The following is an 18,887-nucleotide window of genomic DNA, read 5'->3' as shown; positions in this document are numbered from 1 at the left end:
CCCGACTACCCGGCGGACAGGAAGGGTTCCTTCCCTTGCCTTTCGTCTTGGTTTGCCGCGGCTCAACCGCGCTTGAGCGTGATCAGCGCCGAAGTATCGGAATCGCCCAGGCCGCGCTCGAGCAGCTCGGCATAGTCGGCCAGCGCCTGCTCGATGACCGTCATGCGCAGGCCGCTGCCCTGCGCGATCGACTGCACGATGCGCAGGTCCTTGAGCATGTGCGCGGACTTGAAGCCCGGGTTGAACTCGTCGCGCAGCATCGTCGCGCCGCGCTTGTCGAGGAACCAGTTGCTCGCCGCGCCGGCCATGAGCGTCGGCAACAGCCTGGACGGATCCAGGCCGAGCTTCTCGCCCAGGGCCAGGCCTTCGCACACGGCCTCGTTGATGCCGGCGACCAGCACCTGGTTCACCGCCTTGGTGGCCTGGCCCGCGCCCGTGGCGCCCATGTGGGTGACGCGCGCGGCATAGGTTTCGATCACCGGCTGCGCGCGATCGAGCGTGTCGATCTCGCCGCCGACCATCACGGACAGCTTGCCGTTGCGCGCGCCTTCCACGCCGCCCGACACCGGCGCGTCAAGGAAACCGATGTTCTGGGCCGCCAGCATCGCCGCTGCGCGGCGCGCGGTGTCCACCGCCACGGTGGAGTGATCGATCACCACCGCGCCCGGCTTGAGCACGTCGGCCAGCGCGGTCACGTTCTCCAGCACGTCAGCGTCCAGCGACACGCACAGCACGACGACGTCGCAATCGGCGAAGTTCGCCGCCGAGCGCGCGGCGCGCACGCCCAGTTCCGCCGCCAGCGCGTCGGCCTTGGCCTGGGTGCGGTTGCCCACTGCAGTCAGCAGGCCCTTGTTGTGCACGTAACGCGCCATCGGCGCGCCCATCGCGCCCAGGCCTATGAAACCTACTTTCATTTCGATATTCCGCTTGTCTGAACTTCAATGGATCGGACGATCCACGGGTGGACGGCGACTGATGTCCACCGTTTGATGATGGTGATTTACCGTTTGCTCGCCATTTACGCCAACGGCGTGTCGTCGAGGTAGGTGTAGCCGGTCAGGCCGGTTTCCAGCGCCGCCTCCAGGCGAGCGCCCTCTTCGGCTGGCAAACCCGCGGCTGCCACTTTCGCACGGTATGCCGCGCGCAGGTCGGCGAGCTTGTAGCCGACGTAGTCGAGCATCACGTCGGTGGTATCGCCGCGACGCTGCTGGGTGATCTGGTAGCCGTCGCCGTCGACGCGGACTTCCACCGCATCGGTGTCGCCGAACAGGTTGTGGATGTCGCCGAGGATCTCCTGGTAAGCACCGACCAGGAAGAACGCCAGCCGGTAGCTTTCGCCCGGATTGGGCGCGTGCAGCGGCAGCGAGGTATCCAGGCCTTCGTTTTCGACGTAGGTCTTGACCGTGCCGTCGGAATCGCAGGTCATGTCGGCGAGCACGCCGCGGCGCTGCGGCGCCTCGTCCAGGCGCTCGATCGGCACGATCGGGAACACCTGGTCGATCGCCCACACGTCCGGAATCGACTCGAACACGCTGAAATTGACGAAGTACTTGTCGACCAGGCGGTCGTTGAGCTCGTCGAGCAGCTCGCGATGGCTCTTCTCGTCGTAGCTCAGGCGCTTACGCACGGCGTGGGCGATGGCGTAGAACAGGTCGTCGATGCGCGCGCGGTGCACCAGATCGATCTGGCCGAGCGCGTACAGCGACAGGCCTTCGCTGTGGTGGTGTTGGGCCTCATGGAACAGCTCCACCGCCGGACGCTGGTCGAGTTCGGCATGGACGTCGCGCAGGTGGCGGATCACCGCCGGCTCGTCGTCGTGCACGTCGGGGATGCGGCCTTCGGGCGCTTCCTCGACTTCCGACACGTTGGCCACCAGCACGGCGTGGTGAGCGGTCATCGCGCGACCACACTCGGTGACGATGCGGGGCGCGTGCAGGCCGTGCTCGGCGCAGGCCTCGGCCAGCGGCTGGACGATATTGCTGGCGTACTGGTGCACGCCGTAGTTGATTGAGCAGTAGCCGCGCGAACGCGTGCCTTCGTAGTCGATGCCCAGGCCGCCGCCGACGTCCATGTAGCGGATGTTCGCGCCCAGCTTGGACAGCTCGACGAAGTAGCGGGTCGCCTCGCGCATGCCGTTGGCGATGTCGCGGACGTTGGAGATCTGGGAGCCCATGTGGAAGTGCAGCAGCTGCAGGCAGTCGGTCATGCCCGAGTCGCGCAGGTTCTTCCACAGGTCGAGCACCTGGCGCGGCGACAATCCGAATTTGGCCTTGTCGCCGCCGCTGTTCTGCCACTTGCCGGCGCCCAGCGAGGCCAGGCGCATGCGCACGCCCAGGCCCGGCTTCACGCCCAGGTCGCGGGCTTCCTCCATCACCAGCGCCAGCTCGGACGGCTTCTCGATGACGATGAAGGTCTCCATGCCCAGCTTGCGACCGATCAGCGCCAGCCGGATGTACTCGCGATCCTTGTAGCCGTTGCAGACGATCAGCCCGCCCGGGCGCGACAGCGCCAGCACGGCCATCAGCTCGGGCTTGCTGCCGGCCTCCAGGCCGAAGCCGTCGCCGTGGTGCGAGGCCAGCGTGCCGGCAACACCGAAATGCTGGTTGACCTTGATCGGGTACACCGCGGTGTAGCCGCCGGCGTAGTCCCACTCGGACTGGGCCGCGCCGAAGGCGGCCTGCAGCTTGCCCAGGCGGTCGCCGAGGATGTCGGGGAAGCGCACCAGCATCGGCAACTTGGCGCCGTTGGCGCGGGCGGCATCGACGACCTCGGGCAGGACCACGACCGGGCCCTGCACGCCACGCGGATGCACCGCGATCTGGCCGGCGGCGTTGACGTCGAAATAGCCCTCGGACCAATGCGGAATCGAGTAGGTCTTGCGGGCCTGATCGAGCGACCAGTCGGACATCGGCGTAGCTACCGGCGGGGAATGGGGGACGCGCATTCTACAGCCCCCCGCCCGGCCCGCCTTCGCATCGCCTGAACGGGCGGCCTAACCGCTGCATCCCGTCACCACGGAGGGTTACATCCGGTCCGCTACAATGCCGCCCCCTCTCCCGCCCGCCCGGCGATCCGGCCCGTCATCGACGGCCATTACGCTTGCGGCGCGGCCACCTCCCTGGGACGAACCGGCATGAGCAGCAACACCTCCTGGCATTACGAGAACTTCGAGCCGACCGGCTCGGCCATCGGCTATCGCATCACCCGCAAGCTGGACGAGGTGCAGTCGCCGTTCCAGAAGATCGAGATCTTCGAGAGCACCGACTGGGGCAACCTGATGCTCATCGACGGCGCGATGATGCTGACGACGAAGGACAACTTCTTCTATCACGAGATGATGTCCCACGCGGCGCTGTTCACCCACGCCAACCCGAAGAACGTCGTGATCATCGGTGGCGGCGACTGCGGCACGTTGCGCGAAGTGCTCAAGCACCCGGGCGTGGAGAGCGCGGTGCAGTGCGACATCGACGAGCAGGTCACGCGCATGGCCGAGAAGTGGTTCCCGGAGCTGTGCGACGCCAACAACGACCCGCGCGCCAAGCTGCTGTTCGACGACGGCATCGCGTACATGAAGAACGCCGCGCCGAACTCGCTCGACGTTGTGATCGTCGACTCCACCGATCCGGTCGGCCCGGCCGAGGGCCTGTTCAACAAGGCGTTCTTCGAGAGCTGCTTCCGCGCGCTGAAGGACGACGGCATCCTGGTGCAGCAGTCCGAGTCGCCGCTGATGCTGCTGGATCTGATCAAGGAAATGCGCGCCGAGATGGGCAAGGCCGGCTTCACCACGTTCCAGACGCTGCCGTTCCCGCAGCCGTGCTACCCGACCGGCTGGTGGTCGTGCACGCTGGCGCGCAAGGGCCAGGGCTTCGACTTCCGCGTGGCCGACGCGCGCGCCAAGGCGTTCGACACCAAGTACTACACCGCCGATATCCATCAGGGCGCGGCTTCGCTGCCGCCGTTCGTGGCGGCGGCGCTGGGCGGCCGATAGTTCCAAATCAACGCGTCGCCCCGAACCGACACGGCCCCGCGGAACCGCGGGGCTTTTTTTTGTGTGCGGCGGATGCGTTACCTTGACGTCCGGGGACACCGGGGAGGACAGGGGATGCGCAACGCATATCGGGTTCTGCTGGGCTGCGTGCTGGTGCAGGCAGCGGCCGCCCACGCCGCGCAGCCGCGCACGGCGGGTTTCAACGAGTGCTGGAAGGCGCGCTTCCAGGAGCAGCTAAGCGGCGAGGTCCGCGAGAAGAACACCAGCGGCGGCCCCCATGGCTATACGTACAGTTACGAAGGCGACTTCCGTTGGGTCGGCGAGCCGAAGACGGTGCCGGCCGCGACGCAGTACGTCTTCTGCTTCCGCAAGCGCCTCGACGACGGCGGAGCGCTGATCGTCGGCGACCATCAGATCGAGCTCGGGCGCGTCGGCTCGGTCAAGCTGCCGCCGCTGGTGCATGAAAGCGCGAATTACAGCTATACCTCCACACGCGATCACTACGACTTCCCGACGCTCTATGGCTCCTTCAGCACACCCGGCAAGCCGGATAGCAGCCTGGAAATCCAGCTCGATCGCGTACGCAAGACCGCCACCGTGGTGACCCGGACGAACAATGGCAAGGCGGAGGTCGCGAGCTACATGCAGGGCGACGCGGTGCCGGTGGATCCTTGATTCGCCAGTACCGGGACGCGGGTCAACCCGCGGGTCTGGAGTAGGGCGGGCTTAAGCCCGCCAGCCGATTCGCAAAGGCGGGCCAAGGCCCGCCTTACGTGGTCGGATCGGGCTTCCGCGCCACCCAGCCCGCCGCGATGATGCCGATCTCGTAGAGCACGCACATCGGGATCGCCAGCATCAACTGCGAGACCACGTCCGGCGGCGTGATGACGGCGGCGATCACGAACACGCCGACGACGGCGTAACCACGCGACTCCTTGAGCTGCTGAGGCGTCACCCAGCCCAGCAGCGCCAGGATCACCAGCGCCACCGGCAGCTCGAAGCTGGCGCCGAACGCCAGGAAGATCACCAGCACGAAATCGAGGTAGGCGTTGATGTCGGTCATCATCGCCACGCCTGCCGGCGTGATCTTGGCGAGAAACCCGAACACCGTCGGCAGCACCAGGAAGAACGCGAACGCGCAGCCGGTATAGAACAGCCCGACCGCGGACACCAGCAGCGGCAGCGCCAGGCGCTTCTCGCGCTGGTACAGGCCGGGCGCGACGAAAGCCCACGCCTGGTACAGCAGCCAGGGCATGGTGACCATCAGCGCGGTGAAGAAAGCGAGCTTGACCGGGGCGAAGAACGGCGAGGCGACTTCCACCGCGATCAGCTGGCCGCCCGCGGGCAACTTGGCCAGCAGCGGCTGCGCCAGCCAGGCGTAGATCTTGTTGGCGAACGGCAGCAGCGCCACGAACACCAGCATCAGGCCGGCGACCGCACGCAACAGGCGCGCGCGCAGTTCGATCAGGTGGTCGATCAGGCGCGGCTCGGCCGCCGCATCGGCGCCGTGCTCAGCGTCGGTCATGGTCGTCATGCGTGGCCGAAGGTTCGTGGGCTACGGCCGGCGGCTGCGCGGCGTCGGTGTCGGGGCCGCCATCTGGCGTCGAAACAGGTTCTGCCTGGACAGAAGCGGCTTGGACAGAAGGGGCACGATCAGGGTCAACATGACCGGCATCGGCCTGCGTGGGCACCGCCGACTGCACGTCGCGACCCACCGATTCGAGTTCGCGCCGCACCGATTCTCCGCTGCGCTGCAGGTCGTCCTGCACTTCGCGCAACGACGCTTGGGTCTGCTGCAGGCTGCGCTTGAGCTCGTCGGCGGCGAGCTCGTTCTCCAGCTCGGATTTCACCGAATACCACTGCGCCCGCGCGCGGCGCACCCACAGGCCGGCGAAGCGCGCGGCCTTGGGCAAGCGTTCGGGGCCCAGCACCAGCAGGGCCACGATCGCGATCATGAGCAGCTCGAAGAAGCTGATATCGAACATGACAGCGGACGTCGCTATTCGCTGCGGAAGCGATTAGCGCGGTTGTTCGTCGTTGCGCTGCGTGCTGTCGGCCTTGGTCTGCTGCTGGCCGTTGCGCGACTCGTCCGGCAACTGCGCCGTCGGACGATCTTCGTCGTTCATGCCCTTCTTGAAGCCCTTCACCGCTTCACCCAAATCCTGGCCAACGTTCTTCAGACGCTTGGTGCCGAACACCAGCACCACGATCACCAGCACGATCAGCCAGTGCCAAAGACTCAAACCACCCATGGGAATGCTCGTCGAAAGGGGCTATCAGGATACTCCAGCGGTGTGACGTCCGCTGGTCGCGGCTTGTCGGCTCAGGGGATGGGCTCGGACTGAACGGGGCTTTCCACGGTTTCGAACTTGCCCGGCGCCTGTGCGGCCGGCGCCACAGCCGAAGTCGGCTGCATCGGCTGCGTCACCGCGGCGGTCGTGGCCGGAGCCGTGGTTGCACTCATTTGCCCGCGGGCGGCGGAGCGACCGGTGCCGCGCTGTTCGCGCGCGGCGGCGGTGGCTTCCTCCAGGCGATCGCGGAAATCCACGACCGCGTTCGACGGCTGGCCATGGGCGCGGCCTTCGAAAATCATGCGCGGCGTCGTGTCGCGACCGTAGACCGCCTCGTTGGCGGCGTCGTCGATCGACAGCACCGCGCCGTCCAGGGCGATGCCGGCGAACAGGCCGCGCGCGCGCGACCACGACCAGATCTCGGCCTTGAGCTGGCCGTCGGTGGCCGTGGCGGCGTTTCGCCCGACCGGACCGGCGGCGACGCCGGCATCGGCGCCCAGGGTGACCTTGCCGTTGACGATCGAGTCCAGGCCGCGGTCGCTGCGGAACACCAGCACCACGTCGGCCGACTGCACGCCGGCCTGGAAGCCGATGCTGCCGCCGGTGAGCTTGACGTAACTCGGGTTGGACCAGGTGCCGTCCGGGTTCTTCACCGACAGCAAGCCGTGGCCGCGACGCCCGCCGAGCACCAGGCCCATCTTGAGGGTATCGGGCACCACCACTATCCCGCGCGCCTCATCCAGCAGCTTGTCGGGGATCGCCGATTCCGGAATGTGCTGGATGTCGGCCAGCACGCGTACGGCATTGCGCGCGCGCTCGTCCTCGGTCGGGCCGGCAACGGCGGTGGCGGCGAAGCTCAGGCTGATCATCAGGACAGCAAGGCGCGAAAGGCGGGGCATGAGGAACTCCAGGCGAAAGGTCGCGAAGGTGGCTGCTGGATTCGACCGCGGCATGGCGGTCGGGTTCCGACAATCACAATCAGGCTAGTTATTGAGGAATGAATCCTCACCTAACCACGCGCAGCGTCAAGTAACGCCATCACAGGCTGCGGCATCGGCCGTGCGTATCGGCAGGGTCACTGTCATCCTATGTCGATGCCAGCCCCCGCCAGCATTCCCTCCCCCGCTCCCGACACCGCCCTCGTCCTGGTGAACCTCGGTACGCCGCAGGCTCCAACGCCGCGCGAGGTGCGCCGATACCTGAGCGAGTTCCTGCACGACCATCGCGTCGTCGACCTGACCCGCTGGCTGTGGTGCCCGCTGCTGCACTTCGCGATCCTGCCGGTGCGTTCGCCGGCCGTGGCCAAGAAATACGCGAGCATCTGGCTGCCCGGCACCGACGGCGGCTCGCCGCTGGCCGTGCACACCCGTCGCCTGGCCCAGGCCGTGCAGCGCGAGATGCCGCAGCTGCGCGTGGTCGACGCCATGCGCTATGGCGAGCCCAAGCTGGCCAGCGTGATCGATCGCCTGCATGCCCAAGGTGTGCGCCGCGTGCTTGCGCTGCCGCTGTATCCGCAGTATTCGACCTCGACCACGGCCTCGGTCGGCGACGTGCTGGAGAAAGCCACCGGCGTGCAGGCGCGGATGGTCGAGGACTATCACCTCGACGCCGGTTGGGTCGACGCGGTCGCCGGATCGATCCATGACCACCGGGCCACGCATGGCGCTGGCGAGCACCTGCTGTTCTCGTTCCATGGCCTGCCCCAGCGTTTCGTCGATGCGGGCGATCCGTATGCGCATCATTGCGAGGCCAGCGCGCGCGCGATAGCGCGGCAGCTCGGCCTGGACGATGGTGCATGGACGATGAGTTATCAGTCCCGCTTCGGTCGCGAGAAGTGGCTGGAGCCGTCCACCGCCGCCACGCTGCAGTCGCTGGCGGAACGCGGCCTGCGCCAGGTCGACGTGGTCGCGCCGGGCTTTGCCGTGGATTGCATCGAGACGTTGGAGGAAGTGGCGATGATGCTGGCCGAGGACTTCGCCGGACACGGCGGCACGCTGCGCTACATCCCCTGCCTCAACGACACGCCCGCCCATGCGCAAGCGCTGGCGGCGATCGCGCAGCGCGCGCTGGGGGACTGGCGCTGATGCCCGCCCGCGGCCTGCAGGAATTCGTCGTCGATACCCGCCTCGGGCGCATCACCGGCCTGCGTGCCGGCGACACCGGGGCACCGCGCGTACTGGCACTGCACGGCTGGCTCGACAACGCCGCCAGTTTCATTCCGCTGGCGCAGCACCTTCACGGCATCGAGCTGGTCGCGCCCGACCTGCCGGGTCATGGCGCCAGTCCACACCTGCCGCCGGGCGCGGATTACTCGTTCGCCGCTGCGGTCAATTCCGTGCTCGACATCGCCGATGCGATGGGCTGGGACCGGTTCTCCCTGCTCGGCCATTCGATGGGCGCGGGCATCTCCAGCCTGGTGGCGGCGGCGTGTCCGCAACGCATCGAGCGACTGGTGGCCATCGAGGCGCTTGGCGCGCTGGCGGATGTGCCCGAGCGCACGGTCGCTCGCCTGCGCGAGGCGATCGCGGCGACACGCGCACTGCCGGGCAAGTCGCTGCGCGTGTTTCCCGACATCGCCGTCGCGGTGCGCGCCCGCATGGCGGCCGGCACGCAGATCGGCAGCCGCCTGAGCGAACCGGTCGCGCGGCTGCTGGTCGAACGCGGTGTCGCGCCGGTCGAAGGCGGCTTCGTCTGGTCCAGCGACCCGCGACTGACCTTGCCCTCGATGCAGCGTATGACCGAGCCGCAGGTCCGCGCTCTGGTGGCCGGCATCGAGTGTCAGACGCGGGTGATCTTCGCCGACCCGGCGCAGCCTTATCTGCCCGACGCCCTTCGACGCGAACGGGCCGCCCTGCTGCCATGCGGGGAACTGATCGTGATGCAGGGTGGCCACCACCTGCACATGGAAGAGCCGGCTGCGGTGGCGGCGGCGATCGGGGATTTCCTGGTGGCGTCGCAAACGAGCTGAGGCGCCGCCGCGTTCCATGGCAGGGATTCCCGCCTTCGCGGGAATGACGCCTGTGCCCCCCCAGTGCGCTGAATCCGACACCAAAAAAAGCCGATACCGCGTTACCCCGCCTTCCCGCACAACGCCCGCAACGTCGCCTTCAACCGGCGCCCCTCGGCATGGAAGTAATCCCGCTCCCCGCGCCAGTGCGGGCAGCGCGCTTCCACCTCGCGCCAGAACGCGCGCGAATGATCGGCGCGGATCAGATGGCACAGCTCGTGCACCAGCACGTATTCGAACGCGCTCGGCCTGGCCAGCACCAGCGAAAGATCCAGCGCCATCGAACCATCCGGCGCCAGCGACCCCCATTGCGAGGACATCATCTTGAAGGTGATCCGCCGCGGCGCGCGCGGCAGGTCGGCCAGCAAGCGCGGCAACCAGCGGCCGACATCGACGCGCGCCTGTGCTTCGTAGAAATCGCGCACGACCCGGCGGATCGTGCCATCACCCGCCTTCGCAGGCAGCGTGAACACCAGGGCCTCGACATCGCTTTCGTACTGCAGCCGGGCGAAGCGACCTTGCTGCCATTGCAACGGCAGCATCGCCCCGCGCAACGGCATTTGGGCACTGACCTCGCGCTCCAGCGCAGGCACGCCATCGAGTTGGAATCGCGCCAGTTGCTTGGTCAGCCAGTCGCCGTGCTCGGCGACGAAGCGTTCACCGTTCGCCAGGCTGGCACGCAACGGCATGGTCAGCCGCGCGCCGCGCTCGTCCACCGACAGCCTGAGCCGTCGTGCGCGCGGATCGCGCACGCGTTGCAAATTGATGGTGCGCCCGTCGGGCAATTCGAGTTCGAGCGACTCGCGCTCGATCGTGCGTGGCTTGGGCGCCAGCAAGCGGAACAAGGAAGGCATGGACGGTCGGCTCGATGGGGGAACGAACGCGGCACGAACCCATCCATGGGGACACCATCCATGGGAGCAGGGACGATGATACGTGCAGATAGTCGCACGGTTGTTGCACTGCCACGCATCGCCGCATGCGGGCGATGCGGCAGTCCGGCGTCAGGCTTCGGCCTTGGACAACTTCAGTGCGCCTTCGAGCACCGTGAACAGGCGCTTGAACTCGCCTGCCATCAGCACGAAGCGCGCATCGAGCTCGGCGCGCAGGTCGTCGCGCTCGGTCGATTCGAGTTCGTCGACCGCGCCATCGAGCAGTTTGAACTTGCGCACGACCAGGTCCTCGCCGAGCACGAAGGACACGTGATCGTCCAGGTTCAAGGCAAGGCGCGTGACCTGCTTGCCCGATTCCAGGTGCTTGGTGATCTCGTCGCTCTGCAGCTCCATGCGCTGCACTTTGACCACCGCGCCCTGGTCGATCGGATCGCGTAGCTCGCATTCATCGCCGAGCGACAGGCCTTCCGGCAACGGTTCGCCGGCGACCCATCCGGTCAGGATCGAACGCGGCGCAACCTCCGCATTCAGCGGCAGCGCCGGGAAGCTGCCCAGCGCGCGGCGGATCTCGCTGACCACGTTCTCGCCGGTCTTGCGGCTGGAAGTGTCCACCACCACCACGCCGTGACCCAGGTCGATCAGCGCATCGGTGCGGCTGGGTTTGACGAAGGCGCGCGGCAGCAAGTCGGTGATCAGCTCATCCTTGATGCGCTTGCGCGTGCGCCCGCCGGGCTTGCGGCCTTCCTTTTGCTCGATGACGGCCAGCTTCTTGGCCAGCATGTCGTTGACCACCGAACCGGGCAGGATCTTGTCCTCGCCTCCGACGGCCAGCCACGTGGCGTCGCCGCGGTTGTGCGACATCCCGTCGGCATCGCGGCCAAATGGCGAGATGAAGCCGCGGCTGGACAGTTCCAGCGGGCCGACCGGCTTGAGCTGGCACTCGTCCAGGCCGGTATCGAGGTCATCTAGCTTGGTGGTGGTGGGGAAGCGGAACAGAGTCAGGTTGCGGAAGAACATCTAGGATCCTGAAATAAGTTTCTGGTCCGTCATCGGAAGATCCAGTGCCTGCGCCCTCTGATGTTCGGAGTGCAACGTCGCTGGATCCCCGCCTTCGCGGGGATGACGGCTGGGTGGTTCGGAGGCTATGTCTCGTCGCTCGCGTGCGGCTCTCCGGCCAGCCACGCGTGCGCATCCGGTAGCGCGCCGTCGCCGTGGCGGCCGAGCGCAAGGAAGTCGAACAGTTGCGGGTCGCTCAGCTGCGACGGGCGGATGTCGCCCAGCGCACGCGCGATCGTTTCGATGCGGCCGGGCGAATCACGCTCCCACGCATCCATCATCTTCTTGACCTGCTTGCGCTGCAGGTTCTCCTGCGAGCCGCACAGGTTGCAGGGGATGATCGGGAACTGCTTGGCTTCGGCGTAGGCGCTGATGTCGTCCTCGCGCACGTAGGCGAGCGGTCGGATTACCACATGCCGGCCGTCGTCGGACAGCAGCTTGGGCGGCATCCCCGCGAGCTTGGCGTGGAAGAACAGGTTCAGGAAGAACGTCGCCACCAAGTCGTCGCGATGATGGCCCAGCGCGATCTTGGTGAACCCCTGTTCGGCCGCGTACGCGTACAACGCGCCGCGGCGCAGGCGCGAGCACAGCGAGCACATGGTCTTGCCTTCCGGCACCACGCGCGTGACAACCGAATACGTGTCCTGCTCGAGGATCTTGTACGCCACGCCGATCGACTCGAGGTACGTCGGCAGCACGTGCTCGGGGAAATCCGGCTGCTTCTGGTCGAGGTTGACCGCGACCAGCTCGAACTTCACCGGCGCCTTCTTCTGCAGCTGAACCAGGATGTCGAGCATCGTGTAGCTGTCCTTGCCGCCGGACAGGCACACCATGACCTTGTCGCCGTCCTCGATCATGCCGAAATCGGCGATCGCGCGACCGACCTGGTGGCGCAGGCGCTTGGCGAGCTTGTTCGACTCGTGCTCGCGACGCTGGCCGGCGCGCACGTGGGGCCGGGGTTCGGCCAGCGGGAGGGGAAGTACGGTACTCATCGGACCGCCATTCTAACGGCCGCCGCCGCCATGACGCTGAAGGGCGGCGCGCGTTAAGCTCACCCTATGATCGAAAGCGATGATCCCGCCGTCACTGCACGCCAGCTCGCCGAGCTCAGGCTCGAACACCGCGACCTTGACGCGGCGATCGACCGGCTGGCCCTGGCGGGCGACAGCGACGAGTTGATGGTCAAGCGCCTGAAGAAGCGCAGGCTGTGGCTGAAGGACTGCATTGCCCGGCTGGAAAGCGCGCTGATTCCTGACGAGCCTGCCTGACCGCGCGGGCGGCGCGCCCCGGTCTGGCGTTTGCGATTCCAGCCCCACTTGCAGCAGCTCAATGCCAGGTCCGACGACGCCCCATCTCACGGAGGGCGTCGGTCCCGCCGGCCGCTCCTACAATCGAGCCAGGGGCAGGATGCCTCCAGCGAGGGCCGCGGTGCCATTGCCTGCAGCATTGAGCATGTTCCGCCACCATCCGGCCAGGTTCTGCCAGATGCCGGCGTCGCGGTAGACCGTCTTCAACAGGTCCAGCCGGTCCCTATCCGGCCGTCGGCGCCGGCTTGCTCGTCTCCGGACTGATCTTCTCGATCGTGTGGCGCAGCTCGCGGCCGAGGATGAACTTGGCGTCGCGGGCCCACGCGTCCAACCGCTCGTCGAAGGCGAGCTTGCTGTTCTCGTCGAGCCAGACCAGCCTGAGCTCGCGCAGCTTCTGGATGAAGCCGCGGAACAGGGTCCTGTCGAAAAACTCCGGCGCGGCCGGCGCATAGAGCAGGCTCAGGCGCTGCGCGGCGAGCTGACACATGCCTTCGAGTTCACCCGCGCCGAGCTTGCCAGGGCCGTTCTTCACCAGCACCGAGATGGCGATGTAGTAGCGCTCGAACGCCTGCTGCAGCGAGTGGCCGATCGCACGCAGGCGGAACACTTCGTCGGTCTGGCCGGCGTTACGGGCGAGGATGCCGCCTTCTTCCTCGTTGATGCGCTCGAGCAAGCCTTCGCGGATGAACACTTCGACGGTGTCGAGCAAGCGCTGGGCGAACTGATCCTCGGTCCACGGCAGGAACAACTCGGCCTGCAGGAACGGATAGACGTTGCGACCCAGGCGCAGCACGCCGGCCTGGCTCATGCGCCGGTTGTTCTGGAAGCAGCAGGCGATCCACGAAGCCGCGGTGAACAGGTGCTGCACGTTGTTGCGGAAATAGCTGAGCAGCACCGCGGTATCGCCGCTGACGCCCAGCACATCGCCCAGCGGATGGGCGATGCGCGTGAGCGTGCCGATCTCCTCGCCGTGGGCGACGATCTCCTGCGGCGAATGCGGCGTAACGGTGACGCGATCGGAGTACGGAAGCTCGGCCAGCAAGGTCTTGCTCAGCGCGATCTGCGCCAGCAGGTCGGCCTCGCCCATCGCATGCTTGGGCGTGGACAGCAGCGCCAGCGCCAACAGATTGATCGGATTGACGTCGGCGGCGCGGTTGACGTTGACCTGGATGCGTTCGGCCAGCGCGTCCACCGTGCCGGGCAGCCACGACGGCTTCTCTTCCTCGCCCAGCGGCCGGCCATCCCAGTCGGGTGCCTGCTGCTCGAGCACGTCGTTGAGGCGGATCGGCTCGCCGAAGTTCACCACCACCTGGCCGTAGTTGCTGCGCAGCACCTTGGGGATGCCGGAGATCAGCTGCCAGATCGATTCCTTTTCCTTCGGCTTGCCCGACAGCTCGTCGAGGTAGCTGTTGCCCTCCATCAGCTTCTCGTAGCCGATGTAGACGGGCTGGAACAGCACTGGGCGCGTGGGCTGGCGCAGGAACGCGCGCAGCGTCATCGCCACCATGCCTCCCTTGGGCGGCAACAGGCGTCCGGTGCGCGAGCGACCGCCCTCGACGAAGTACTCGATCGAATAGCCGCCGGCGACGAGCTGCGCGACGTATTCGCCCAGTACCGCCGAGTACAGCGCACTGCCGCGGATGCTGCGGCGGATGAAGAACGCGCCGCCCTTGCGCAGCAGCGTGCCGACCACCGGCAGGTTGAGGTTGATGCCGGCCACGATGTGCGGCGGCACGATGCCGCGCGTGTACAGCAGGTAGCTCAGCAGCAGGTAGTCCATGTGGCTGCGGTGGCAGGGCACGTAGACGACTTCATGCCCCGGTGCGTCCTGCTTGAGCTTGTCGAGGTGATGCACCAGCACGCCGCGGTAGATGCGGTTCCACACCGGCGCCAGCAGGAAGCTGGCCGAACGCACCACCGGGTGCGAATAGTCGGCGGCGATCTCGTAGGCGAAGGCGTGGGCCTTCTTCCAGGCATCGGGGAACTTGGAGTTGTCGCGGCGCGCCTGGTCGGTGATGGCGTCCTTCACCGACGGCGAGGCCAGCACCTGGTCGACCAGCAGGCGGCGCGTCGAGAGGTCCGGACCGATCACTGCCGCGCGGATGCGGCGGAAGTGCGTACGCAGCACGCGCGAGAGCTTGCGCACCGTACGTTCGGGCGGCAGGCCTTCGTCGACGATGCTGCGCAGGCTGACCGGCGGCGAGAAGCGCACCAGCGTGTCGCGGCCATTGAGGGCGAGCGCGAGCAGGCGGCGGAAGCGTCCGACCAGCGTCCAGTTTTCCGAGAACAGCACCGAGAACCAGCCGCTGCTCTTGTCCGGCGCGCGGCCGACGAAGATCGACACCGGCACCAGTTGCACGTCCAGCGTCGGCTGGTCGCGGTGCGCATCGAGCAGGCGCGCCAGCGAGCCGGAGTGGGTCTTGGACGGCGGCGGTGCGGCGTTCAGTTGCTGCAGCGGCGTCAGTGCGCTGGCGTTGCGACGCGACAGGGCGACATAGGCGCGCTTTCGACCCAGCGGGTCGCCGGGCAGCGGCTGCAGTGGCGAGGGCAGGCCTGCCTCGCGGCAGGCGCGCTCCAGGATCAGCGCGTTGCTGAGGCCGTAGTCCTCCAGTACGTAGCAGACCGGGCGACCGCCGACCTCGGGGGCATGCTTGGCAGGGGCCTCCGGCTCGATGGTCAGCTGCACCCACGGGGCCATGATCGAGCCCAGCAGGCGCGCCCACCACGGACGGCGCGACTGGTACTGGCGAACATCCAGCCCGGGCCTCGGCGCGACCGCGCCTATCGGCAATTCGGTCTGGGCAGGATCCTGCTGCGGGCGGGCGGGCTCGGCATCCGCCGCCGCGTCAGCAACGGGCGGAGCCACGGCGTCCGCCATCGCGGAGTCCTCGGTCACGGACTCCTCGATCGCAAGGGGCGAGGTCGTGGGCGCGACAGCTTCAGGCGCCGGCTCCGCGGCTACGGCCAGGTCGGCGGCTTCGGCACCGGTGTCGGCAGGCTGGGCAGGGCCGGCAGGCGTCGCGCTCGACGGCTCGGTCGGGTCCGGGCGGGCAGGCTCGGCATCCGGAAATGGCAGGGGCGTCTGTTTCGGCATCCCGGGCATTATGCCGGTTCAGATCGAAAGGTCAGGTCGGCATGACCCGCCGCGGTGACCGCGGCACCCGGCGATCAGCGCGATGCGGTGTCCGTGGATGCCGCTGCCTCGGCCTGCGCATGGCGCAGGATGTCGCTCAGGTACCAGCGCCCTTCGCGGCGCTCGACGTCGACGCGGGCCTCGATCGCCTGGCCTGCCATCGTGTAGTTCAGGCGGACCCGGGCGCGGTCGCTGGTCTGTTCCTCGACCACGACCTGGACGCCGTCGAGCGCCTCGTCCAGGTCCAGTCCGTAGCCCTCCATGACCTGCTTGAAGCGGGCGAAGAACGGCCCGAGCCGCCGCAAAGAGCGTTCCATGCCGGCTCGGCGGAAGGCGTCTGCACCCGCCAGTCCGGTCAGACGGGCGGCGTTGACCAGTTGTGGGATCGACTTGCGGGCCCGCGCGGCATCACCCAATGGCGCCTGCTGGCCCCATTGGCTGAGCGCCGTCAGCAGTTGCGCGTAATGCGCGCGCTCGTCGTCGCTGTAGTCGCCCTCCCGGCGCACGTACTGCACGCCGAACAGACCCAGCGTGGCGGCGGCGGAATGGAGCTCGCGAGACTGGCCCGCAAACTGGCGGTCGTAGACGCTCGCCAGGCGCTTTTCCGCATCCGGCGCGGCCAAGGCAGCGATGAAGCCCTGCAAACGGTCGTCCAACGGCAACTCGGTCAACGGCCAGACCGTGCGGCCCTCGCCCCAGGCCGTTTCCATCCGGACATGCAACGTCGGCGGGATGGCATGGCGGGCGTAGGAAACGAGGTCGTTGCGACGCAGGTCGCCGACCAGCTGCGTGACCGCTTCGGCCGGACCGCCCGGCACGACCTCGGGTGGAGCCGGGGCCTCGCGACGGCAGGCGCCAAGGACGACGGTAGCGGCCAGCAGCATCGCCAGGCCGGCATGGCTCAGGGCCCTTGGGCCCAGGCCGGCACGTTGGAGGTTGAACATTGGGCAGGCGGCTCCCCAGTCGCTCAGCCATCTTGGCGGTCCCCGTCACGGGGGACAAGCAAACCCGATCCCGTATTGGAGATCGCGATGGGACGGCGAAAAAGAAAAGGAGGCGCGAGGCCTCCTTGAGCAAAACCGGCCGCAGCCGGAGGACTTCGAGTGGTGGCATGGCTCCGGCTCGCGCCGGTCGAGGGGCAGACTAACCGCCCCTGCAACCTAATGCAACACGTCAATAAATAGCACTCAAATTATTGAATTCAAATGTTTTTATATTTCATGCGCTGCACCAATCCCGCTCAGGGCGCCACGTCCAGCGCCTGGCGCTTGGCTTCGCGGCGCGCCTCGCGCGGCTGGGCGAAGTCGTTGTTGAACAACGCCGGCTCCCAGCCGCCGTAGCTGGGGTTGGGCAGCATCCACCAGCGCTCGCCGAACCAGTCGCGGTAATCGTCCAGCAACTGCGATCGGCCGGCCGGAGTGTTGGCGACGACCTGGACGAAGTCGCCGATCTGGTCGCCGAACTGCATCAGCACGCGGTACTTCTGGCCGGCGAGGCGGCGGCGGCAGTTCTTCTCGCTCCCGTTCTGCTCGCAGTCGTCGACAACCGTGCCCAGGCCCAGGAACACGCTGTCGTCCTTCACCGGCATGCCGGCCGCGCGCAGGTTGGCCAGCGTCGCTTCCTGCAGGTGCTCGGCACGATTGGACAGGTACAGGATGGTCACGCCCCTGGCGGCCGCGGCCTTGGCGAAATCGACCACGCCGGGAAGTGGCTTGGCCTTCTTCTCGGCGACCCAGGCATCCCAGGTGACCTCGTCGAACTCTTTGCCGTCGCGGATCAGCCGCGCCTGGTAGGGCGAGTTGTCCAGCACGGTCTCATCGACGTCCATGATCACCGCCGGCGCCAGGCCAGTGGCCGCGTTGCCGCGCTCATCCGGCACCAGGGCGTCCCAGTGCTTTTCCTTCAGGGCACGATCGAGCCGGTCGGCGGCCGCGCGGTAGATCGTGATCGCGCTGGCCCGGTACTCGACCGAGGCCTGCATCCACAGCACGGCGTTGAGGTTGTCGTCGGGCCTCGTGGCGCTCTTCGGCGCGCTGGCCGGCACGGTCGCCGCGGCCGGCTTCAGTGGCTTGGCCGGCGCGGTGTCGGTGCGCTGGCACGCGCCCAGGGCGAGCGCGCAGGCGAGAAGGGAGAGGCTCAGGACTCGATGTTGCATTGCGTATCGGCGGTGACGGACTGGGGCGCGAGTGTAGCCGAGCCCCGCTGTGCGTACGTGTCGGCCCCGCTTCCTACGGCGTGGCGATCTGCAGCGACACCTGCTTGGTCCCGCCGGCCACCCACTGCGTGCCGACTTCATGGAAGCCGAAACCGGCATGGAAGCGTCGCGACGCCTCGTTCGGCGGCTGCACATAGAACTCGCAGGTCACCGCGTCGATGGCGTGCTCGCGCGCGAAGGCGAACAGGTCACGGTACAGCTGTGCCCCGAGCCCGCGCCCCTGGTGCGAGGCGGCGACCACGACGCGGTCGATGTAAAGGAATCGCTCGTAGCGCTGTGCGAACCAGAGGTAGTTGGGGCTGTCGTAATCCGCGCCTTCGCGGAACGCGAGCAGGAAGGCGGCCACGCGCCCTTGGTCACACAGGACACGGTGATACGCCGCCTGCGAGTCCAGCTGCGCCAGCCGTGCCTCATCCAGTGGACTGAGCATCGCCTCGGATTCGAGATTGAGGGCGAGGATGTCGCGGTAGTCGGTGGTACGTGCCGGGCGGATGTCGGGGTCCATCGAAACACTCGGAAGTTGGAGGGAGCCACAGCGATAACTGTCCTGCGCGAGGGCGCACAGCTCGTCATCCCAGCGAAAGCCGAGATGACGGCTCGGAATTCAGCCGACCTCGTACAACTCGATCGGCAATCCGTCCGGGTCGGCGAAGAAGGTGAAGCGGCGTTCGGTGAACTCGTCGACACGCAGCGGCTCCACCTCGATGCCCTGCCCTTTCAGCCGTTCGGCGGCCGCCGCGACATCGTCGACTTCGAAGGCGAGATGACGCAGTCCGCAGGCCTCGGGATACGACGGGCGCGGGGGCGGCGACGGAAACGAAAACAGCTCCAGCTGCGTGCCGTCCGGCAACGCCAGGTCGAGCTTGTACGAGTCGCGCGCCTCGCGGTACGCCTCGGCCAGCACGCGCAGGCCCAGCACCTGCGTATAGAAATGCTTTGATCGCGCGTAGTCGGAACAGATGATCGCGACGTGGTGGACGCGGCGCAGCTGCATCTT

General features: G+C 67.4%; 19 protein-coding genes. 5 read left to right on the top strand and 14 right to left on the bottom strand.

All coding sequences use genetic code 11. From position 1 onward, the window contains the following. Window positions 1-62 precede the first annotated feature (62 nt). Window positions 63-914 (bottom strand): NAD(P)-dependent oxidoreductase, encoded by an 852-nt coding sequence (locus J2X06_RS01445; protein WP_310057319.1) that lies wholly within the window; start codon window positions 912-914, stop codon window positions 63-65. A gap of 104 nt (window positions 915-1,018) precedes the next feature. Next, entirely contained in the window at window positions 1,019-2,908 is a 1,890-nt protein-coding gene (gene speA, locus J2X06_RS01440; RefSeq protein WP_310061143.1) for an arginine decarboxylase, read from the bottom strand. 225 nt (window positions 2,909-3,133) lie between these two features. On the opposite strand from speA, the gene speE reads away from it, so the two are divergent. Further along, a complete protein-coding gene (gene speE / locus J2X06_RS01435) occupies window positions 3,134-3,988 on the top strand; it encodes a polyamine aminopropyltransferase (protein ID WP_310057315.1) in 855 nt (284 codons plus the stop codon). 114 nt (window positions 3,989-4,102) lie between these two features. Continuing rightward, entirely contained in the window at window positions 4,103-4,663 is a 561-nt protein-coding gene (locus tag J2X06_RS01430; RefSeq protein WP_310057312.1) for a hypothetical protein, read from the top strand. Between the two features lie 94 nt (window positions 4,664-4,757). Here the strand turns inward: J2X06_RS01430 and tatC are convergent, their stop codons facing one another. The 4 genes from tatC to J2X06_RS01410 form a co-directional block, all read right to left on the bottom strand. Further along, on the bottom strand, window positions 4,758-5,513 hold the full coding sequence (gene tatC, locus J2X06_RS01425) for a twin-arginine translocase subunit TatC (protein WP_310061141.1): 756 nt from the start codon (window positions 5,511-5,513) through the stop codon (window positions 4,758-4,760). Continuing rightward, window positions 5,500-5,973 (bottom strand): Sec-independent protein translocase protein TatB, encoded by a 474-nt coding sequence (tatB, locus tag J2X06_RS17990; protein WP_430539474.1) that lies wholly within the window; start codon window positions 5,971-5,973, stop codon window positions 5,500-5,502. Before tatB ends, tatC begins: the two co-directional genes overlap by 14 nt. 33 nt (window positions 5,974-6,006) lie before the next feature. After that, window positions 6,007-6,240: a Sec-independent protein translocase subunit TatA gene (tatA, locus tag J2X06_RS01415; RefSeq protein ID WP_310057309.1), complete on the bottom strand. Its 234-nt coding sequence runs from the start codon at window positions 6,238-6,240 to the stop codon at window positions 6,007-6,009. A gap of 71 nt (window positions 6,241-6,311) precedes the next feature. Further along, the gene (locus J2X06_RS01410; protein ID WP_310057306.1) at window positions 6,312-7,178 is read right to left on the bottom strand and encodes a lipid-binding SYLF domain-containing protein; all 867 of its coding nucleotides are present in this window, start codon (window positions 7,176-7,178) and stop codon (window positions 6,312-6,314) included. Between the two features lie 195 nt (window positions 7,179-7,373). Here J2X06_RS01410 and hemH point away from each other — a divergent pair, with 195 nt between their 5' ends. Further along, window positions 7,374-8,363, top strand: coding sequence for a ferrochelatase (hemH, locus tag J2X06_RS01405; RefSeq protein ID WP_310061139.1), 990 nt, complete (start codon window positions 7,374-7,376; stop codon window positions 8,361-8,363). Beyond that, window positions 8,363-9,247: an alpha/beta fold hydrolase gene (locus J2X06_RS01400; protein WP_310057303.1), complete on the top strand. Its 885-nt coding sequence runs from the start codon at window positions 8,363-8,365 to the stop codon at window positions 9,245-9,247. The genes hemH and J2X06_RS01400 overlap by 1 nt, the downstream gene beginning before the upstream one ends. Window positions 9,248-9,348: 101 nt before the next feature. On the opposite strand, the gene J2X06_RS01395 is transcribed toward J2X06_RS01400, so the two are convergent. The 3 genes from J2X06_RS01395 to ttcA form a co-directional block, all read right to left on the bottom strand. Next, window positions 9,349-10,140, bottom strand: a complete 792-nt coding sequence (locus J2X06_RS01395) for a M48 family metallopeptidase (protein WP_310057300.1) — start codon at window positions 10,138-10,140, stop codon at window positions 9,349-9,351. A gap of 150 nt (window positions 10,141-10,290) precedes the next feature. Beyond that, the gene (locus J2X06_RS01390; RefSeq protein WP_310057297.1) at window positions 10,291-11,196 is read right to left on the bottom strand and encodes a recombination-associated protein RdgC; all 906 of its coding nucleotides are present in this window, start codon (window positions 11,194-11,196) and stop codon (window positions 10,291-10,293) included. A 125-nt stretch (window positions 11,197-11,321) separates the two neighbouring features. Beyond that, window positions 11,322-12,227 (bottom strand): tRNA 2-thiocytidine(32) synthetase TtcA, encoded by a 906-nt coding sequence (gene ttcA / locus J2X06_RS01385; RefSeq protein ID WP_310057294.1) that lies wholly within the window; start codon window positions 12,225-12,227, stop codon window positions 11,322-11,324. Window positions 12,228-12,293: 66 nt separating this feature from the next. Between ttcA and J2X06_RS01380 the strand changes: the two genes are divergently transcribed. Continuing rightward, window positions 12,294-12,503 (top strand): YdcH family protein, encoded by a 210-nt coding sequence (locus tag J2X06_RS01380; protein ID WP_310057292.1) that lies wholly within the window; start codon window positions 12,294-12,296, stop codon window positions 12,501-12,503. Between the two features lie 262 nt (window positions 12,504-12,765). On the opposite strand, the gene plsB is transcribed toward J2X06_RS01380, so the two are convergent. The 5 genes from plsB to gloA2 all read right to left on the bottom strand — a co-directional run bounded on the left by plsB (window position 12,766) and on the right by gloA2 (window position 18,884). Next, window positions 12,766-15,645: a glycerol-3-phosphate 1-O-acyltransferase PlsB gene (gene plsB / locus J2X06_RS01375; protein WP_430539473.1), complete on the bottom strand. Its 2,880-nt coding sequence runs from the start codon at window positions 15,643-15,645 to the stop codon at window positions 12,766-12,768. Between the two features lie 65 nt (window positions 15,646-15,710). Beyond that, window positions 15,711-16,619: a hypothetical protein gene (locus tag J2X06_RS01370; protein WP_310057290.1), complete on the bottom strand. Its 909-nt coding sequence runs from the start codon at window positions 16,617-16,619 to the stop codon at window positions 15,711-15,713. Between the two features lie 296 nt (window positions 16,620-16,915). Then, on the bottom strand, window positions 16,916-17,830 hold the full coding sequence (locus J2X06_RS01365) for a 5'-nucleotidase, lipoprotein e(P4) family (RefSeq protein ID WP_310057288.1): 915 nt from the start codon (window positions 17,828-17,830) through the stop codon (window positions 16,916-16,918). A 73-nt stretch (window positions 17,831-17,903) separates the two neighbouring features. Continuing rightward, on the bottom strand, window positions 17,904-18,395 hold the full coding sequence (locus J2X06_RS01360; protein WP_310057285.1) for a GNAT family N-acetyltransferase: 492 nt from the start codon (window positions 18,393-18,395) through the stop codon (window positions 17,904-17,906). A gap of 99 nt (window positions 18,396-18,494) precedes the next feature. Further along, window positions 18,495-18,884 carry an SMU1112c/YaeR family gloxylase I-like metalloprotein gene (gloA2, locus tag J2X06_RS01355; RefSeq protein ID WP_310057283.1) on the bottom strand — a complete coding sequence of 130 codons (390 nt, stop codon included), beginning with the start codon at window positions 18,882-18,884 and terminating at the stop codon, window positions 18,495-18,497. Window positions 18,885-18,887: the final 3 nt, after the last annotated feature.

It is taken from the genome of Lysobacter niastensis (genome assembly GCF_031457115.1).
GTDB lineage: Bacteria > Pseudomonadota > Gammaproteobacteria > Xanthomonadales > Xanthomonadaceae > Lysobacter_J > Lysobacter_J niastensis_A.
The sequence above is the reverse complement of the archived record's forward strand: the minus strand, read 5'-3'. Positions and strand labels throughout refer to the sequence as shown.

Coding starts and splice junctions, on each gene's coding strand:
- J2X06_RS01445 (WP_310057319.1), bottom strand. CDS start 914: ATGAAAGTAGGTTTCATAGGCCTGGGCGCGATGGGCGCGCCGATGGCG.
- speA (WP_310061143.1), bottom strand. CDS start 2,908: ATGTCCGACTGGTCGCTCGATCAGGCCCGCAAGACCTACTCGATTCCG.
- speE (WP_310057315.1), top strand. CDS start 3,134: ATGAGCAGCAACACCTCCTGGCATTACGAGAACTTCGAGCCGACCGGC.
- J2X06_RS01430 (WP_310057312.1), top strand. CDS start 4,103: ATGCGCAACGCATATCGGGTTCTGCTGGGCTGCGTGCTGGTGCAGGCA.
- tatC (WP_310061141.1), bottom strand. CDS start 5,513: ATGACCGACGCTGAGCACGGCGCCGATGCGGCGGCCGAGCCGCGCCTG.
- tatB (WP_430539474.1), bottom strand. CDS start 5,973: ATGTTCGATATCAGCTTCTTCGAGCTGCTCATGATCGCGATCGTGGCC.
- tatA (WP_310057309.1), bottom strand. CDS start 6,240: ATGGGTGGTTTGAGTCTTTGGCACTGGCTGATCGTGCTGGTGATCGTG.
- J2X06_RS01410 (WP_310057306.1), bottom strand. CDS start 7,178: ATGCCCCGCCTTTCGCGCCTTGCTGTCCTGATGATCAGCCTGAGCTTC.
- hemH (WP_310061139.1), top strand. CDS start 7,374: ATGCCAGCCCCCGCCAGCATTCCCTCCCCCGCTCCCGACACCGCCCTC.
- J2X06_RS01400 (WP_310057303.1), top strand. CDS start 8,363: ATGCCCGCCCGCGGCCTGCAGGAATTCGTCGTCGATACCCGCCTCGGG.
- J2X06_RS01395 (WP_310057300.1), bottom strand. CDS start 10,140: ATGCCTTCCTTGTTCCGCTTGCTGGCGCCCAAGCCACGCACGATCGAG.
- J2X06_RS01390 (WP_310057297.1), bottom strand. CDS start 11,196: ATGTTCTTCCGCAACCTGACTCTGTTCCGCTTCCCCACCACCACCAAG.
- ttcA (WP_310057294.1), bottom strand. CDS start 12,227: ATGAGTACCGTACTTCCCCTCCCGCTGGCCGAACCCCGGCCCCACGTG.
- J2X06_RS01380 (WP_310057292.1), top strand. CDS start 12,294: ATGATCGAAAGCGATGATCCCGCCGTCACTGCACGCCAGCTCGCCGAG.
- plsB (WP_430539473.1), bottom strand. CDS start 15,645: ATGCCCGGGATGCCGAAACAGACGCCCCTGCCATTTCCGGATGCCGAG.
- J2X06_RS01370 (WP_310057290.1), bottom strand. CDS start 16,619: ATGTTCAACCTCCAACGTGCCGGCCTGGGCCCAAGGGCCCTGAGCCAT.
- J2X06_RS01365 (WP_310057288.1), bottom strand. CDS start 17,830: ATGCAACATCGAGTCCTGAGCCTCTCCCTTCTCGCCTGCGCGCTCGCC.
- J2X06_RS01360 (WP_310057285.1), bottom strand. CDS start 18,395: ATGGACCCCGACATCCGCCCGGCACGTACCACCGACTACCGCGACATC.
- gloA2 (WP_310057283.1), bottom strand. CDS start 18,884: ATGCAGCTGCGCCGCGTCCACCACGTCGCGATCATCTGTTCCGACTAC.